We start from the raw sequence: 17003 nt of genomic DNA on the forward strand, positions 1-17003 counted from the left end.
CCGGAGCCCCGGCCGCATCGCCGCCGGCAGGTGCGGCAGCTCGTGACGGCGGGGGCCCGGAGCCGCCCGTGAGCCGCGCGACCGGGCCGCCGGTCCCGGTCTTCTCGGCAACCGGCCGCGGCCGCGTCGTGCCCCAGCCCGTCCCGGCCTTCGAGGGCGCCCGGCGCCCGATGGTCCCACGCGGAGATCGCCCACGCGGTGGGCAACCGAGCCGCCGGTCCCGTTTGGGCGTCCAGCGGCGACCGCGTTGTGCCCCAGCCCGTTTCCGGCCCGCAGGGCCCAGTCGCCCCGCGGGTACATGCGCAGGGCGGCCGTAAGGCCGGGTCGTTCCCGCTCGCGGGTCCGGCGGGGGTGGTGGTCGGGCCGTCGTGCGCGTTCAGCGCCCTGCTCCCACGGGCTCCCCGGTGCCGGGCGTGTGCCGTGCGTGGCCCGGGACGACGGCCCCGTGCCGCGGACTACAGCCAGCTCGCGTACTCCAGGAGCACTTCCGCCGTGGAGCCCCGGCCCGCGCGTGCCGCGCGGGTGCCGGACTCCACCGCGCGGAACAGCGTCCACGACCGCAGCCTGTCCCGGTCCACATCGAGCGAGTCCGCCAGGCGCCGCATGCGGCGCCTGGCGGAGGACGCGCCCGTGTCCGAGGCGATCAGGTCCTCGACGCGGTCGCGTGCCAGCCGCGCCAGGTCGTACGCGCGCTCGCCCACCACCGGCTCGGGGCCCACCGCGAGCCACGGGGCCCGCTCGCCCGCCAGGACCTTGCCCTGCCGGAAGGCGCCGTGCAGCAGCAGCGACTCGTCCGCCGTGGCGAGCATCGCCTCGCGCGCCCGCAGCGCCGCGTCCACCAGTGCCTCTGGGCCGTCCCCGGCGCGCATCACCCGCGCCTCGCGGCCCGTGCGCTCCTCGACGGTCTCGAAGGCATGCCCCGCGGGGGGCTCCACCCACAGCCTGCGGATCGTGCCCGCGGCCTCGAGCAGCGCCTTCGCGTCCGGCAGCGAGCGCAGCGAGACCTCCGGGCGCAGCCGTTCGAGCAGCAGCGCGCCGTCGTCGTCGGCGCCCGTGTCGTACGTCTCGACCGCGCCCCAGCCCTTCCAGTGAGTGAGCGCCGCCCGCTCGGCGGCCGGCTCCGCGAACGGCGGCGCGACCTTGAGCGCGGCAGGCGCGGCCGCGCCTGCCCTGCGCACCAGCAGCACCAGGCTGTCCCGGCCGCCCGGCGCCACCACCCGCTCGACGTCGAGTCCCCGACGCGCCACCACGTCCGCCACGATCTCGGGCAGCCTGGCGAGCCATGGGCCCGCCCCGGGGGCGGCGTTCCTCTCGCCGAGCGCACGCGCCAGCCGCCGAGGCGGTTCGAAAGCCATACGTCCTTGGGGTCCTTCCGCCTTGCGGTCCGCGCGGTCAGGCCCGCTCGGCGAGCCCAGGAAAGGCTACGCCGGACCCCCGCCAGCGGGCCGCACGCACCGCCGCGTCGCTCAGCGCCGCCGCCGCGTCGCTCCGCGCGTCGCCCGTGGCCGCACGCACCAGGTCCGAGTAGACGTCCGCGACCTTCTCCTCGAGCCGCGCGGCGAGCCGCACGGCCGAGTCCCGGTCCGTCACGGGGAACGGCAGGTCGTACGCGGCGGCCGCCGCCTTCGGCGTACCGCCGAGGGCGCGGACGGCGCGTCGCAGCGCGTCCCGCCGCGCCAGGTGCGCGGTGTACGCCGCGTTCGCCTCGGCGCGCCCGGCACTGCCGACGCGACCGCCGACCACGCCGTACCCGTACACCGCCGCGTGCTCGGCCGCGAGCGCCGCCTGGGTGGCGTCGAGCAGGCCCTTGTCCTTGGTGGCGTCGGTCATGACGAGGCTCCCCCGGACAGCAGGTAGGCATGGACCGCGTCGGCGGCGGCCACCGAAGCGAGCAGCCGCGCCAGCTCGGGGGGCGCGTCCAGGAGGGCGGCGGTCTGCGCCTTCCCCGCGTGCCGCTCCGCGGTGACGAGCGATCGCACCGCCTCGGCCGCGTCCGCCGGGACCGCGCCGCCGCGCGAGCCGGCCTCGGCGGCGGGCGCCGACGCCGACACGGAGGCCGACGAGGACGCGGACGCCCGGGGCGCGCCGCCCGCGGGGGCGAGCGCCTTCACGTGCTCGGCCACCGCGGACCGCAGCGGCGCCAGCCGCGCCTTCTGCTCGGGGTGGCGGGCGATGACCGCGTCGTACCGGTCGAGGAGGGTCGTGCTGGTGGCCGCGGTGCGCGTGCGCAGTGCGCGCACCGCCGCCGCGGACACCCGTTCGCGGCGGCCGTCCGCCGGCGGCTCGCCCTGCCCCGAGGAGGTGCAGCCCGCCAGCAGGGCGGCCGCGGCCGTCGCCCCGGCGCCGGTCAGGGCGCGTCTGCGTGTCGTCCCGTCTCGCCCCACATGCGCCTCCTCGGCAGTCGCTGCACTGCCGCGGAGGCCGCCGGGCAGAGCTGTGCGGTGATCTTCGCTGGCGAGCGTACCCGCGGTACCCGGCCGGTGGGCGGCAACACCCCTGCGGACCGGATACCCTTTGGGACTGGCAGGTCGGCACCGTTCCGGCCGGACGACGTCACGACAACAGCACACGCGGCCGAGGAGTCACCCGGATGAGCACCACCCAGAGCGACAGGCTGCGCGGGCTGCTGGAACCGCTCGCCGGCGCGCAGGGCCTCGACCTGGAGGAGGTCGAGCTCGCCAGAGCGGGCAGGTACCGCGTGCTGCGGGTCGTGGTCGACTCCGATGAGGGCGTGGACCTGGACACCGTCGCCGAGCTGACCCGCACCGTTTCCGCGCGGCTCGACGAGACGGACGCCATGGGCGACGAGCAGTACCAGCTCGAAGTGACCTCGCCAGGCGCCGAGCGCCCGCTGACCGAGCGCCGCCACTACGCGCGCGCCGTCGGCAGGCTCGCGAGGATCCGGCTCCGCGAGGGCGGCGAGGTCGTGGCCAGGATCCTCTCGGTGGACGACGAAGGACTCGACGTCGAGGTGCCGGGCGTGAAGGGCCGCAAGGCCACCGCGCGCCGCCTCGGCTTCCCCGAGATCGCGAAGGCGCGCGTCGAGGTCGAGTTCAACCGCAAGGACAAGAGCAAAGAGGAGGCGTAGCCGTGGACATCGATGTGAAGCTCCTGAGGGGCTTGGCACATGAGAAGGAGATCCCCTTCGAGCTGCTGGTCGAGGCGATCGAGTCGGCCCTCCTCATCGCGTACCACCGCACCGAGGGAAGCCGCAGGCACGCGCGCGCCGAGCTCAGCAGGGAGTCCGGCCACGTCACGGTGTGGGCCATGGAGGACCCGGCCGACCTGGAGGAGGGGCAGGAGCCCAAGGAGTTCGACGACACCCCGTCCGACTTCGGCAGGATCGCCGCCACCACCGCGCGCCAGGTCATCCAGCAGCGGCTGAAGGACGCGGAGAACGACGTGACCTTCGGCGAGTACGCGCGCCGCGAGGGCGACGTCGTCGCCGGCCAGGTACAGCAGGGCAAGGACCCGAAGAACGTCCTGGTCAAGCTGGACGACAAGCTGGAGGCCATTCTCCCCGTCCAGGAGCAGGTCCCGGACGAGGAGTACACCCACGGCCTGCGCCTGCGCACGTACGTGGTGCGTGTCGCCAAGGGCGTGCGCGGCCCCTCCGTGACGCTCTCCAGGACGCACCCCAACCTGGTGAAGAAGCTGTTCGCGCTCGAGGTGCCGGAGATCGCCGACGGGTCGGTCGACATCACCGCGATCGCCCGCGAGGCGGGCCACCGTTCCAAGATCGCGGTGCGGTCGATGCGGTCGGGCCTGAACGCGAAGGGGGCGTGCATCGGCCCCATGGGGGCGCGGGTGCGCAACGTGATGGCCGAGCTGCACGGCGAGAAGATCGACATCGTGGACTGGTCGGACGACCCGGCCGAGATGGTGGCGAACGCCCTGTCACCCGCGCGGGTGACCAAGGTGGAGATCGTCGACCTCGCCGCGCGCAGCGCGCGGGTGACCGTGCCCGACTACCAGCTCTCGCTGGCGATCGGCAAGGAGGGGCAGAACGCCCGTCTGGCGGCCCGGCTCACCGGCTGGCGCATCGACATCCGCCCCGACACGGAGCACCAGGACGACGCCGGCGAGGCCGGAGCGCCGCACGACGGGATGCCCGCCGACCGGGACTGACGGCTTTCGGCCGACCCCTGGCGTGCGGCCGTCCGGAATCTTGCCCCGCAGGGATGAGATCGGTGTGGAGAGGTAGACTTGTTGATGTCTGGCCGGACGAGCGCCCGAGCCTGCCCTGAGCGAACCTGCGTAGGGTGCCGGGAGCGAGCGGCCAAGAAAGATCTGCTGCGCACCGTGGTGGTCGCGGGACACTGTGTCCCTGATCGAAGCGGTACGCTGCCCGGCCGGGGTGCGTACGTGCACCCCGCCGTGGGCTGTCTGGATCTGGCGGTTCGCCGCCGGGCCCTGCCACGGGCCCTCCGGACCCAGGGACCGCTCGACACCGCGCGTCTGCGCGCGGCCGTCGACGCGATCGCGGCAGGGAAGGCGCCGCAGGAATGAAGGAGTACGGCACGGAACCCCGTGCGGTTCAGGTACCTCGCGAGTCGGAAGTAGGTCGAGATTGCGATGAGCACTCGATGAGTACGCGATGAGTACGCCCATGAAGTAGCGACGGTCCGGCGGTAACCCGGACCTAAAAGGAGCGAAGTGGCTAAGGTCCGGGTATACGAACTCGCCAAGGAGTTCGGCGTGGAGAGCAAGGTCGTCATGGCCAAGCTCCAAGAACTCGGTGAATTCGTCCGTTCGGCGTCGTCGACGATCGAGGCGCCCGTAGTACGCAAGCTGACCGACGCGTTGCAGGGCCCCGCGGGCAATGGCAACGGTGGCAAGTCCGCCGCCAAGCCCGCCCCCCGCAAGGCCTCGCCCGCACGTCCCGCCGCGCCGTCACCGGCCGGCGGTACCTCCCGTGCCGCCAAGGCGCCGGGGGAGCGTCCGGCTGCCCCCAAGCCCGGTGCACCGGCCCCCAAGCCGGCCGCCGCGGAGGCGCCACGCACCGGCACCCCGGCCGCGCCGGGCCCGCGCCCCGCGCCCGGCCCGCGTCCGGGTCCGAAGCCGGCGCCCGCCGCGCCCGCCTCGCCGGAGTTCACCGCGCCCCCGGCGGCGCCGCAGACCGGGTCCGCGCGGCCCGGCGCGACCCCGGGGCCGCGTCCCTCGGCCCGCCCCGGCGGCCAGGGTGACCAGCGCCAGGGCGGCGACCAGCGCCAGGGCGGCCGTCCCGGCGGTGCGCGCCCCGGCCAGGGCCCGCGTCCCGGCGCCCGACCCGCGGGTCCGCGTCCCGGCAACAACCCGTTCACGTCCGGCGGCTCCACCGGCATGGCGCGCCCGCAGGCGCCCCGTCCCGGCGGTGCCCCGCGCCCCGGCGGCCAGGGCGGTCCCGGCGGTCCTCGCCCGCAGGGCCAGGGCGGTCCTCGTCCCCAGGCCCCCGGTGGCCAGGGCGGCAGGCCCACGCCCGGCGGCATGCCGAGGCCCCAGGGTGGCGGCCCGCGTCCCGGCGGTGGCCCCGGTGGCAACCGCCCGAACCCGGGCATGATGCCGCAGCGTCCCGCCGCGGGCCCGCGTCCCGGTGGTGGCCCCGGTGGCGGCCGCGGTCCCGGCGGCGGCGGTCGTCCCGGCGGCGGCGGTCGTCCCGGCTTCGCGGGTCGTCCCGGTGGCGGCGGCTTCGCCGGCCGTCCCGGCGGCGGCGCTCCCGGCCGTCCGGGTGGCTTCGGCGGCCGTCCCGGCTTCGGCGGGCGTCCCGGCGGCCCCGGTGGCCGTGGTGGCACGCAGGGCGCGTTCGGCCGTCCCGGCGGTCCCGCGCGCCGCGGCCGCAAGTCGAAGCGTCAGAGGCGCCAGGAGTACGAGGCCATGCAGGCCCCGTCGGTCGGCGGTGTGATGCTGCCTCGCGGCAACGGGCAGTCCGTCCGCCTGTCGCGCGGTGCGTCCCTCACCGACTTCGCCGAGAAGATCAACGCCAACCCGGCGTCGCTCGTCGCGGTGATGATGAACCTCGGCGAGATGGTCACGGCCACGCAGTCCGTCTCCGACGAGACGCTGCAGCTCCTCGCGGACGAGATGAACTACGTCCTGGAGATCGTCAGCCCGGAGGAGGAGGACCGCGAGCTGCTCGAGTCCTTCGACATCGAGTTCGGCGAGGACGAGGGCGGCGACGAGGCGCTGGTGTCCCGTCCGCCGGTGGTCACCGTCATGGGTCACGTCGACCACGGCAAGACCCGCCTGCTGGACACGATCCGCAAGACCAACGTCATCGCGGGCGAGGCCGGCGGCATCACGCAGCACATCGGTGCCTACCAGGTCACGACGGAAGTCAACGCCGAAGAGCGCAAGATCACCTTCATCGACACCCCGGGCCACGAGGCGTTCACCGCCATGCGTGCCCGCGGTGCGAAGTCGACGGACATCGCGATCCTCGTGGTCGCCGCCAACGACGGCGTGATGCCCCAGACGATCGAGGCGCTGAACCACGCCAAGGCGGCCGAGGTGCCGATCGTGGTCGCGGTCAACAAGATCGACGTCGAGGGCGCCGACCCGACGAAGGTGCGCGGCCAGCTCACCGAGTTCGGTCTGGTGGCCGAGGAGTACGGCGGCGACACCATGTTCGTCGACATCTCCGCCAAGCAGGGCACGAACATCGAAAGCCTGCTGGAGGCCGTGGTCCTGACCGCGGACGCCTCGCTCGACCTGCGTGCCAACCCGGAGCAGGACGCGCAGGGCCTCGCGATCGAGGCTCACCTCGACCGCGGCCGCGGCGCCGTCGCCACCGTGCTCGTCCAGCGCGGCACGCTGCGCGTCGGCGACACGATGGTCGCCGGTGACGCGTACGGCCGTGTCCGGGCGATGCTCGACGACAACGGCAACAACGTGGAGGAGGCGCCCCCGTCGACGCCGGTCCTCGTGCTCGGTCTGACCAACGTGCCGGGTGCGGGCGACAACTTCCTCGTCGTCGACGAGGACCGCACGGCGCGCCAGATCGCCGAGAAGCGCGCGGCCCGCGAGCGGAACGCGAACTTCGCCCGCAGGGGCATCCGGTTCTCCCTGGAGAACCTGGACGAGGCGCTCAAGGCCGGTCTCGTGCAGGAACTCAACCTCATCATCAAGGGCGACGCGTCCGGTTCGGTCGAGGCCCTGGAGTCCTCGCTGCTCCAGCTCGACGTCGGCGAAGAGGTCGACATCCGGGTGCTGCACCGCGGTGTCGGTGCGGTCACGGAGTCCGACATCTCCCTGGCGATGGGCTCCGACGCCATCGTGATCGGCTTCAACGTGCGCGCCGCCGGGCGTGCCGCGCAACTGGCCGAGCGCGAAGGCGTGGACGTCCGGTACTACTCGGTCATCTACCAGGCGATCGAGGAGATCGAGTCGGCCCTCAAGGGCATGCTCAAGCCGGAGTACGAGGAGGCCGAGCTCGGCACGGCGGAGATCCGCGAGATCTTCCGCTCGTCCAAGCTGGGCAACATCGCCGGTGTGCTCATCAGGTCCGGCGAGGTCAGGCGCAACACGAAGGCCAGGGTCGTCCGCGACGGCAAGGTCATCGCGGAGAACCTCAACATCGAGGGACTGCGCCGCTTCAAGGACGACGTCACCGAGATCCGCGAAGGCTTCGAGGGCGGTATCAACCTCGGGAACTTCAACGACATCAAGATCGACGACGTCATCGCCACCTACGAGATGCGCGAGAAGCCCCGCGGCTGACGCGAGGCTGCTCGAAGCCGCATCGAGGCAGTGACGAGGCAGTGAGGTCCGGGGCCGCCCGGCGGACGAATATCCGTCGAGCGGCCCCGGCCGCCGCGTGTACGGTGCACATGATCCTGCCGTCGCGCGGCAGGCACCTGCGAACCCGTACCGGCGGGACATCCGGACACGCATGTATGTGGGGACACTGACCTTCGACCTGCTGCTCGGCGACGTACGGTCGCTGAAGGAGAAGCGCTCCGTCGTCCGTCCGATCGTCGCGGAGCTGCACCGCAAGTACGCGGTGAGCGTCGCGGAGACCGGCGTCCAGAACCTCCACCGCAGGGCCGAGATCGGCCTCGCGGCGGTGTCGGGGGACTGGACACACCTGACGGACCTGCTCGACCGCTGCGAGCGCCTCGTGGCCGGCCGTCCCGAGGTGGAGCTGCTGTCCGTCAGGCGGCGGCTGCACGGCGAGGACGACTGAGCCGCCTGCCCGCCCGTCGTGCGACGGGCACCGGCTGCGCCCCACCGAAACACAAGCCCCAGTAGAACGAGAAGGAAGAGTGACGACCGGTGACCGACAACGCGCGGGCCCGCAAGCTGGCCGATCGCATCCAGGTCGTGGTCGCGGAGACCCTGGACCGGCGTATCAAGGATCCGCGGCTCGGGTTCGTGACCATCACGGACGCCCGCGTCACCGGAGACCTGCGGGAGGCCACGGTCTTCTACACGGTCTACGGCGACGACGAGGAGCGCGCGGCGTCGGCGGCGGCCCTGGAGAGCGCGAAGGGCATCCTGCGCTCCGAGGTGGGCCGGCAGACCGGCGTCAGGTTCACCCCGACGCTGGCGTTCGTGCCGGACGCGCTCCCGGACAACGCCCGCACGATCGAGGACCTCCTCGACAAGGCGCGCGCGAAGGACGCCGAGGTGCGCGAGGTGTCCACGGGCAAGAAGTACGCCGGCGAGGCCGACCCGTACCGCAAGCCGGGCGAGGAGGACGGCGAGGACGGTCGGGAAGGCGACGACGACCTGTCCGGCGGGCGCGGCACCACGGGCGGTGGCACCGCCGAATGACCGAGCAGAACCGGACGCCCGACGGCCTTGTCATCGTCGACAAGCCGTCGGGCTTCACCTCGCACGACGTCGTCGCCAAGATGCGCGGGATCGCGAGGACCCGCCGCGTCGGCCACGCCGGCACGCTGGACCCGATGGCCACCGGCGTCCTCGTGCTCGGCGTCGAGCGGGCGACGAAACTCCTCGGGCACCTCGCGCTGACGGAGAAGGAGTACCTCGGCACGATCAGGCTCGGCCAGTCCACCGTGACGGACGACGCGGAGGGCGAGACCATCGCGTCCACGGACGCCTCCGCCGTCACGCGCGAGGCGGTCGACGCCCACGTGACCCGGCTGACCGGCGCCATCATGCAGGTCCCCTCCAAGGTCAGCGCCATCAAGATCGACGGCAAGCGGTCGTACGCGCGGGTACGCGGCGGCGAGGAGTTCGACATCCCCGCGCGCCCGGTGACGGTCTCCTCCTTCCAGGTGTACGACGCGCGCGCGGCGGTGGCCGGCGATGGCACCCCCGTGCTCGACCTGGTGGTCTCCGTCGTCTGCTCGTCCGGCACGTACATCAGGGCGCTCGCCCGCGACCTCGGCGCGGGCCTCGGCGTCGGCGGGCACCTGACGGCGCTGCGCAGGACCCGCGTCGGGCCCTACGGGCTGGACGCGGCGAAGACCCTGGAGCAGCTCCAGGAGGAGCTGACGGTGATGCCCGTGGCGCACGCCGCCGGCGCCGCGTTCGCGCGCTGGGAGGTCGACGAGCGGCGGGCGAAGCTGCTGCTCAACGGCGTACGCCTGGACATGCCCGTGTACCCGACGTCGCCGGTCGCGGCCTTCGGGCCCGACGGGCGGCTCCTGGCGCTGGTCGAGGAGCACAAGGGCAGGGCCAAGAGCCTCGCGGTCTTCGGCTGACCGCCTCCGGCGGGGACGGCGGGCGCGTGGGGGCACGTGGGGCCCGCGAGAGCGCGGCATGGCAGTCTTGGTGTTGCGTTTCGGGTATTCGACATTGCGGACAGACACGGTTTTCGGGCGAGGAGCGGTCACAGTGCAGCGCTGGCGCGGCTTGGAGGACATCCCCCAGGACTGGGGGCGCAGCGTCGTCACCATCGGCTCCTACGACGGCGTGCACCGAGGCCACCAGATCATCATCGGCAAGGCCGTCGAGCGCGCACGCGACCTGGGTGTCCCGTCCGTCGTGGTCACCTTCGACCCGCACCCCAGCGAGGTCGTGCGCCCGGGCAGCCACCCGCCGCTGCTCGCCCCCCAGCACCGCCGCGCCGAACTGATGGCGGACCTCGGCGTGGACGCGGTGCTGATCCTGCCGTTCACCGCCGAGTTCTCGAAGCTGTCGCCCGCCGACTTCATCGTCAAGGTGCTCGTCGACAAGCTGCACGCGCGCGCGGTCGTCGAGGGCCCCAACTTCCGCTTCGGCCACCGCGCCGCCGGCAACGTCGAGGTCCTCGCCGATCTCGGCGCGACGTACGACTACGAGGTCGACGTGATCGACCTGCGCGTGACGGGTGAGGCGGGCGGCGGCCGCCCCTTCTCGTCCACGCTCACGCGGGCCCTGGTCGCCGAGGGCGACGTGGCGGGAGCGCGCGAGGTACTCGGCCGGCCGCACCGCGTCGAGGGCGTGGTCGTGCGTGGCGCGCAGCGCGGCCGCGAACTCGGCTACCCGACGGCCAATGTGGCGACGCTCCCGCACTCGGCGATCCCCGCCGACGGGGTGTACGCGGGGTGGCTGACAGCGGCGGGCGAGCGGATGCCCGCCGCCATCTCGGTGGGCACCAACCCGCAGTTCGAGGGCGTGGACCGGACCGTCGAGGCGTACGCGATCGACCGCGTGGGCCTCGACCTGTACGGGCTGCACGTCGCGGTCGACTTCCTCGCGTACGTCCGCGGGCAGGAGAAGTTCGAGTCGGTCGACGCGCTTCTCGAAGCCATGGCGGGAGACGTCAAGCGCTGCCGCGACCTGGTCGCCGCGTACGACGCGGAACACGGCGCGGCGCCCGGCAGGGGTCAGGACGGCAGCATCTGAGGTCTCCGTCCGGTCACCGATGGGTCAAAGACGGGTCATCACGGTCGCAAGTCTCGGCAATGGCGTCCTGCTCGTGTCTGCTTGTTCGCTTTTCGGCCTGGCTGGCGGGTTCTCGTCCCTTCTACAGTGTCGGCGAGGTACCGACCACAGGGGGAGTCCGCCGTGTCCCAGCCCGCTCTGCCCGAGCGCGCGGCCTCGCGCATCCTGGACGTGGCGCTTGCGGAGACGGACGGCGCACGCGACGGAGTGCCCCCGTACAGCACGCCCGTGTTCGTGCCCGCGCACCCGCGCTACCCGCAGGGCGGGCCGCCGACCGTCGACTTCGAGCTGATGGCGCACGCGGGCGGCACGCCCGTGCCGGTGGCCTTCACGACGCTGGAGCTCCTGGTCGCGGCGCTCGGCGACGTCCAGCCGTGGATCGCGGTGTCGCTCGGCCCCTACGCCGAGGCGATGCGGGAAGCCGGGCTGCCGTCCGTACGGCTCGACCCGGAGGTGGACGGCACCGGGCGCGGCTGGCGGCCGCAGGATCTCATCAACGCCTACGGGGGAGAGGAGCGGGCCTAGATGGGCAAGCCCGACTACCAGGTCGTACTCGGCGATCTCAGCGCCATGGCGACCAGGTTCAAGAAGGAGGCCGTCGCTTACCACGGCCTGCATCACGAGGTGAAGCCCTCCGTCGCCGCATCGGGCGACGCGGGCCTCGACTCGATGATCAAGTCCATGGCCGACCTGATCGCGGGGCTGCACGACAAGCTCGGCGACCGGATCGCCGATCACGGCGACGCACTTCAGTACGCGCACGACTCCTACCACCGCCACGACGTCGACGTGCACGGCGTCTTCGAGGACCTGATGTGACCGACAGCTGGGTGGGCGGTGACATAGGCGGACTCGAAGCCATGGGCACCGCATACGTGAAGGCCAAGAAGTCCCTTGACGACGTCGTGAAACCGCTCGGCGACCAGGCCGACAAGCTGGTGGACGACGCGGGCTGGAAGGGCGAGGCCGCGTCGTCGTTCCGCGAGGCGTGGACAGCGGACTCGATGGCGGCCGGCGCTTTCGCGGAACTCGTCAGCGCGGTGGGCCACGTGCTCACCAAGCTGTCGGGCCGGCTGCGTACCGCGGAGACGGGCCTGCAGAACGCCGAGGACGTCGCGGTGCGCGCCGGGGTCCCCGTGGGGCCCAAGGGCGTGCCGGGCACGCTGATGACCAACAACCCGCCGACGCCGAAGGAGTCGAAGGCCATCAAGGCGCTCCACGACTACGGCGAGGTCCGCGACACGGCGCTGCACGACGCCCAGCGCGCGCGCCTTGACGCCGCCGACGCGCTGCGGAAGCTGTACGGGGACGCGACGGGGGAGGGCGAGGGCCACAAGGGCACCGGGGGCGAGGGCGTCACCATCGCCGACTACCTGCGCGCCCTGTACTCCTACGACTCGGAGCGGACGCGGGCGAAGGGCCACGACGCCGCGACGAAGCTGGACGACGCCAAGCGCGAGGCCGACCAGGCGAAGAAGGAGATGCGGGCGGAGCGCAAGGCGTACCAGAAGGCGGGCAAGGCCCTGCCCAAGGACCTGCCGGCCAAGGGCGCCTACCGCGACGCGATGGCGAAGCTCGACGGCCTGGAGACGGACATCGCCCGCGGCGAGCACGGCAGTTCGGTCCTCCCGGGCGACCATGCGCTCAACACGAAGGTCGTGGACGCGGCGAAGGCCCTCCGGCTCGGCGAGGGTGTGGAGAAGCTGCCGGAGTTCCTCAAGGAGGTGCCGGTGGTGGACATCGCGGCGGCCGGCGCCGTCGGCCTCCTCGAAGCCAAGGACGACCACGACAAGGGCTGGTCCTGGAAGCACTCGGTGATCGTCGACGAGGGCGCGGCGCTCGGCGGCCTCGCGGCGGGCACGGCGGCCGTCGCGGGTGGCGTCGCCCTGGCCGCGAGCGCCGAGATCACCGTGCCCGTGGCCGTCGTCGCGGGCGTCGGCGGCGCCGTCGTCATCGGCGCGACCAACTACATCGACTCAGCGCTGCACGAGCACTGGAGCGAGGACATCCACGACCACGGAGTGGTCGGCGGCATCCTGCACGGCCTGGGCGACGCCGGCTCCAAGTCCTGGCAGTCGGACGTCAACCTCGCCAAGGACGTCGGCGGCGCGGCGAAGAAGGCATGGAATGGTTTCACAGGTCTCTTCTGAGGTGCCCAGGCCGGCGAAGCTGCCGGTCGTCGGCACCACCTGGGTACGCAGGGGGTTCGCCTACTGGGCACGCCGTGTGCTGATGACCGGCTTCGTCGTGGTGGTGCTCGGCGGCATGCTCGCCCTGCTGCTGTACGGCTTCTCCGACCTGGTGTCAGGACTGTCCGGCGGATGGCGCGCGGTGTGCGACGCGGCCTACTGGGTGCTGACCGCGGCAGGCGGCGCCTGGGGCTGGACCCGGGCGCGGCGCCAGGTACGGGAGGCGATGGCGACGCCGCCCACGCCCGCCGAGGCGCGCGCCCGTGCCTCCTCCGCGCAGTCCGCGGCGCCGGGGCGGGCCATGGCGGGCCGCCTGCCCGCCCTGCTGCTGTTCCCGTTCCTGGCGCCGCTCCTGGCGTGGTTCCTCGGACTGCTGCTTGCGGGAGCTCTCGTGCGGCAGCTGCCCGCCGAGATCACGGCCCGCCGCGCCCTGGAGCGGTAGTACAGCGGGGGTCGGGGCGCAGCGCGCCACCGGCACTCAGTCCAGGCAGAACTCGTTGCCCTCGACGTCCTGCATCGTGAGACAGGACTCGTTCTCCTCGTCGGCGAGCTGCAGCCGCACGCGCGCCGCGCCGAGCGCCTCCAGTCTGGCGCATTCGGCCTCCAGCGCGGCCACGCGCTCCTCGCCGACGAGCCCGGTGCCGACCCGCACGTCGAGGTGGACCCGGTTCTTGACGACCTTGCCTTCCGGAACGCGCTGGAAGAACAGGCGCGGGCCTTCACCCGCGGGGTCCCCGCAGGCGAACGCCGAGCCCTGGCGCTCGGGCGGCAGTGTGCGGTCGTACGCGTCCCACGTCTCGAACCCCTCCGGAGGCGGCGGTACGACATACCCGAGCACCTCGCACCAGAAGCGGGCGACGCGCTCCGGCTGCGCGCAGTCGAAGGTGACCTGGAACTTCCTGATCGGCGGCATCGGCCCATCGTAGGGACGGGCTCTCACAGGCGCAGCAGCTTTTCCGCGTTCAGGTGTGCCATCTTCTCCCGGTCCTCCTGTGCGACGGGCAGCTTCTCGACGAATGCGCGCGTGCCGTCCATCGCGAGGTACGGATAGTCCGTTGACCAGATGATCCGGTCGGCTCCCACGACCTTGTGGATGAACTCGAAGTGGGGCAGCCCGCCGACGCCCGACGGGGTGACCCAGACGTGGTCGCGGTAGGTCTCGGTGATGGTCGAGGACAGGCCGGTGGCCCTCGGGGGGAGCGCGTCGTCGAGGCGGCTCAGGTAGAAGGGGACCATCTCGCCCCAGTGCCCGCTGATGACCTGCAAGCCCGGGTGGGTCTCGAACGCGCCGGACAGGATCAGGCGCAGGACGTGGACGCCCGCCTCGTGGTGCCAGCCCCACGCGCCGAGCGACAGCCACGCGCTGACCTCGGGGGCGAAGCCCGCGTAGTAGGCCTCCTGCACCTGCGGCACCGGGTGGTAGGGGTGCACGTACAGGGGGACGCCCAGGTCGCTGAGCTTCTTCAGCACGGGCGCGTACCGCGCGTCGTCCAGGAACGTGGCTCCAGGCCGGCCCGCGATCAGCGCACCCTTCAGGCCCAGCTCGCCGACGGACCTGTCCAGTTCGGCCGCCGCGGCTCGCGGGTCCTGCCACGGCAGTACCGCGAACCCGCTCAGCCGGTCCGGGTGCGCGCGGACCGCCTCCGCGAGCCGGTCGTTGGCGGCCCGCGCGAAGGCCACCCCTTGGTCCGCGGGGAGCAAATGCGCGGGCGTCGAGTAGGACAGGACCTGGGTGTCGATGCCCTGCGCGTCCATCTCCTTGATCCGGCCCTCGCCGAGGTCGACGGCCAGCTCGGCGGCTTCCGGCATGGAGACGCTGGTCAGGTGGCCGCTGCCGCGCGGCCAGGGCGCGTCCGTGTTCTGCTGGACGCTGATGTACGGCGCTTCCCGGAGCAGGGCGGGCGCGGTGGCCGCCGCCATCTCCGAGTCGATGGTGTGCTCTTCGACGCAGATGATCCTCATGCCTCCACGATCCGCGCGGCGCCGCCGCCCGTCCAAGACCTTCTGCCGCCACCGTCATACCCTGGGGGTATCACTCTCCCGGGCGAGCGGAGGCGCCGTGGACCTCGACCTGCGCAAGGTGCGCTACTTCGTCGCCGTCGCCGAGCAGCGGAACTTCGGCCGCGCCGCCGAGGCGCTGCACATCGCGCAGCCCGTGCTCTCCCGCCAGATCCGCGCGCTGGAGAACGAGTTGCGGGTGGAGCTGTTCGACCGGGACACCCGGGGGACGCGGCTGACCGCCGCGGGCGAGGCCCTCCTCGAAGACGCCCGCAGCCTGCTCGCGGCGGCGGACGAGGCACGCCGGCGCGCCCGCGAGACGGCGGCGGGCGTGCGGCGCTTCACCATCGGCTTCACGCCGGGAGTGGCCGTCGCCCCCGCGGTCCGCGAGTTCTGTGCCGGGCATCCCGAGGTCTCCGTCGACGTGCTGCGCATGGACTACCCGCGCCGCGCGGACTTCGTCAGGGACGGCCGGGTCGACGTCGGCTACCTGCGGCTGCCCGCCGACACACACGGCCTCTCCGTCGAGCGGCTGTTCTCCGAGGAGCGCGTGGTCGAACTGCCGGCCGGCCACCGGCTCGCGGGCAGGGACACGGTGGATCCCGCGGAACTCGCGGACGAGGACATGCTCCTTGACGCCGCGTCCGATTGGGGAGAGCCCGCCCTCGCTCAGCTGTCCCACCGCGGGTGGCGACGGACGCTCATGGCCGGGAGCATCGAGGAGGTGCTCGAGCACGTGGCCGCGGGACGCGGGGCCGTCGTGCTCCCGCTGTCGACCGCGCAGTACTTCGCCCGCCCCGACATCGTTCACGTCCCCGTCCGCGGCCTGCCGCACTCTCCCGTGAGCCTCGCCTGGCGCAGTTCCCGTGACACCGCCCTGATCAGGGCGTACGTCGACCTCGCGCGCCGCACGGCCGGGCCGGCGGGCAGCGACGGAGGGCCGCCCGCCTGACGCGTGCCGCCGCCCGGGCCGGCGGCCGCGATCGGCCGGCCGCTACCGTTCGCGCGCCCAGTGGCAGGCCGCCGCGTGCGGGCCCGTGCCGGGCAGGACGGGCAGGTCGCGCGTGCGGCAGGCGTGTGCGACGCCCGCGCGGTCCGCCTCGCCCGACGCGAGGATCTGGCAGCGCGCGTGGAAGCGGCAGCCGCCGGGGACGCGCGATGGGTCGGGCGGCTCGCCCGCCAGCACGACCGGCGGCCCGTCCGACTCGGGCAGCACCGACAGCAGCGCCCGTGTGTACGGGTGGCGGGGCGACGCCAGCACCTCCTCGACGGGGCCGCACTCCACGATCCTGCCGAGGTACATCACCGCCACCCGGTCGGCGATGTTCCAGGCGAGCCCCAGGTCGTGCGTCACCACGAGCGCCGACAGGCCCAGCTCGGCACGGAACGAAAGCAGCAGCGCCAGGATCTCGCCGCGCACGGACGCGTCGAGCGACGCCACCGGCTCATCCGCCACCAGGAGCTCGGGATTCAGCACCAGCGCGCCCGCGATCACGACACGCTGGCGCTGCCCGCCGGACAGCTCGTGCGGGTAGCGCAGGAAGAACCGCTCGGGCGGCCGCAGCCCGGCCCGCGCGAGTGCCTGTGCCACGGCCCCGTGCTCGTCCTCGGTGCGGCCGTGGATCCGCAGGCCCTCCGCCACCGCCTCGTAGACCGTGTGGCGCGGGTTGAGCGACCCGCTCGGGTCCTGCAGCACCAGCTGCACCCGCCTGCGGTACGCCTTGAGCGCACGCGCCCCGTACCCGAGCGGCTCACCCGCGAACACCACCCGGCCCGCCGACGGTGCCACCAGGCCGAGCAGCGCACGCGCCAGCGTGGTCTTGCCGCACCCCGACTCGCCCACCAGCGCGACGATCTCGCCCGCCCCGACGTCCAGGTCGACACCGTCGACGGCCCGCGCGGCCGGTCCGCCGCGCCGGCCGGGGAACGTGACGGACAGCGCGTCCGCCGAAAGCAGCGCACTCCTCGACGGTGCCTCCTTCATCACCGGTGCCGTGGCCATGA

At 73.3% G+C, this 17003-nt stretch carries 19 protein-coding genes; 13 read left to right on the plus strand and 6 right to left on the minus strand.

Annotated elements, in window-relative coordinates:
• Positions 1-455 precede the first annotated feature (455 nt).
• Genes IH48_RS0128690 through IH48_RS0128700 form a run of 3 tightly spaced genes read right to left on the minus strand, consistent with a single transcriptional unit; the run spans position 456 to position 2384 of the window.
• Positions 456-1355 carry an aminoglycoside phosphotransferase family protein gene (locus tag IH48_RS0128690; RefSeq protein WP_030910920.1) on the minus strand — a complete coding sequence of 300 codons (900 nt, stop codon included), beginning with the start codon at positions 1353-1355 and terminating at the stop codon, positions 456-458.
• 37 nt (positions 1356-1392) lie between these two features.
• Entirely contained in the window at positions 1393-1830 is a 438-nt protein-coding gene (locus tag IH48_RS0128695; RefSeq protein ID WP_030910923.1) for a DUF4439 domain-containing protein, read from the minus strand.
• Positions 1827-2384 (minus strand): hypothetical protein, encoded by a 558-nt coding sequence (locus IH48_RS0128700; RefSeq protein WP_030910926.1) that lies wholly within the window; start codon positions 2382-2384, stop codon positions 1827-1829. Before IH48_RS0128700 ends, IH48_RS0128695 begins: the two co-directional genes overlap by 4 nt.
• A 206-nt stretch (positions 2385-2590) precedes the next feature.
• Here IH48_RS0128700 and rimP point away from each other — a divergent pair, with 206 nt between their 5' ends.
• The 12 genes from rimP to IH48_RS0128755 all read left to right on the plus strand — a co-directional run bounded on the left by rimP (position 2591) and on the right by IH48_RS0128755 (position 13443).
• A complete protein-coding gene (rimP, locus tag IH48_RS0128705) occupies positions 2591-3088 on the plus strand; it encodes a ribosome maturation factor RimP (protein ID WP_030910928.1) in 498 nt (165 codons plus the stop codon).
• A 2-nt stretch (positions 3089-3090) separates the two neighbouring features.
• Entirely contained in the window at positions 3091-4128 is a 1038-nt protein-coding gene (gene nusA, locus IH48_RS0128710) for a transcription termination factor NusA (protein WP_051840791.1), read from the plus strand.
• A gap of 84 nt (positions 4129-4212) precedes the next feature.
• On the plus strand, positions 4213-4509 hold the full coding sequence (locus IH48_RS35350) for a YlxR family protein (RefSeq protein ID WP_078850118.1): 297 nt from the start codon (positions 4213-4215) through the stop codon (positions 4507-4509).
• A 147-nt stretch (positions 4510-4656) separates the two neighbouring features.
• Positions 4657-7695 (plus strand): translation initiation factor IF-2, encoded by a 3039-nt coding sequence (gene infB / locus IH48_RS34580; RefSeq protein WP_030910935.1) that lies wholly within the window; start codon positions 4657-4659, stop codon positions 7693-7695.
• A 172-nt stretch (positions 7696-7867) separates the two neighbouring features.
• Complete coding sequence (locus IH48_RS0128720) at positions 7868-8161, plus strand: DUF503 domain-containing protein (protein ID WP_030910938.1); 294 nt, start codon at positions 7868-7870, stop codon at positions 8159-8161.
• Positions 8162-8250: 89 nt separating this feature from the next.
• Positions 8251-8751 carry a 30S ribosome-binding factor RbfA gene (rbfA, locus tag IH48_RS0128725; RefSeq protein ID WP_030910941.1) on the plus strand — a complete coding sequence of 167 codons (501 nt, stop codon included), beginning with the start codon at positions 8251-8253 and terminating at the stop codon, positions 8749-8751.
• Complete coding sequence (truB, locus tag IH48_RS0128730) at positions 8748-9647, plus strand: tRNA pseudouridine(55) synthase TruB (RefSeq protein WP_030910944.1); 900 nt, start codon at positions 8748-8750, stop codon at positions 9645-9647. Before rbfA ends, truB begins: the two co-directional genes overlap by 4 nt.
• 133 nt (positions 9648-9780) lie before the next feature.
• Complete coding sequence (locus IH48_RS0128735) at positions 9781-10773, plus strand: bifunctional riboflavin kinase/FAD synthetase (protein ID WP_030910947.1); 993 nt, start codon at positions 9781-9783, stop codon at positions 10771-10773.
• 162 nt (positions 10774-10935) lie between these two features.
• Positions 10936-11337 carry an SAV_915 family protein gene (locus tag IH48_RS35980; protein ID WP_107059399.1) on the plus strand — a complete coding sequence of 134 codons (402 nt, stop codon included), beginning with the start codon at positions 10936-10938 and terminating at the stop codon, positions 11335-11337.
• A complete protein-coding gene (locus tag IH48_RS0128745) occupies positions 11338-11631 on the plus strand; it encodes a DUF6317 family protein (protein ID WP_030910952.1) in 294 nt (97 codons plus the stop codon).
• Entirely contained in the window at positions 11628-12962 is a 1335-nt protein-coding gene (locus tag IH48_RS0128750) for a WXG100 family type VII secretion target (RefSeq protein WP_030910955.1), read from the plus strand. Before IH48_RS0128745 ends, IH48_RS0128750 begins: the two co-directional genes overlap by 4 nt.
• A complete protein-coding gene (locus tag IH48_RS0128755; protein WP_158710365.1) occupies positions 12940-13443 on the plus strand; it encodes a hypothetical protein in 504 nt (167 codons plus the stop codon). The genes IH48_RS0128750 and IH48_RS0128755 overlap by 23 nt, the downstream gene beginning before the upstream one ends.
• 36 nt (positions 13444-13479) lie before the next feature.
• On the opposite strand, the gene IH48_RS0128760 is transcribed toward IH48_RS0128755, so the two are convergent.
• The gene (locus IH48_RS0128760) at positions 13480-13914 is read right to left on the minus strand and encodes a VOC family protein (protein WP_030910961.1); all 435 of its coding nucleotides are present in this window, start codon (positions 13912-13914) and stop codon (positions 13480-13482) included.
• A 23-nt stretch (positions 13915-13937) separates the two neighbouring features.
• A complete protein-coding gene (locus tag IH48_RS33715) occupies positions 13938-14963 on the minus strand; it encodes an amidohydrolase family protein (protein WP_030910964.1) in 1026 nt (341 codons plus the stop codon).
• A 97-nt stretch (positions 14964-15060) separates the two neighbouring features.
• Here IH48_RS33715 and IH48_RS0128770 point away from each other — a divergent pair, with 97 nt between their 5' ends.
• On the plus strand, positions 15061-15951 hold the full coding sequence (locus tag IH48_RS0128770) for a LysR family transcriptional regulator (protein ID WP_030910966.1): 891 nt from the start codon (positions 15061-15063) through the stop codon (positions 15949-15951).
• A gap of 42 nt (positions 15952-15993) precedes the next feature.
• On the opposite strand, the gene IH48_RS0128775 is transcribed toward IH48_RS0128770, so the two are convergent.
• Positions 15994-17001 carry an ABC transporter ATP-binding protein gene (locus tag IH48_RS0128775; RefSeq protein WP_030910969.1) on the minus strand — a complete coding sequence of 336 codons (1008 nt, stop codon included), beginning with the start codon at positions 16999-17001 and terminating at the stop codon, positions 15994-15996.
• Positions 17002-17003: the final 2 nt, after the last annotated feature.

The organism is Streptomyces sp. NRRL F-5126, from assembly GCF_000721265.1.
Taxonomy (GTDB): Bacteria; Actinomycetota; Actinomycetes; order Streptomycetales; family Streptomycetaceae; genus Streptomyces.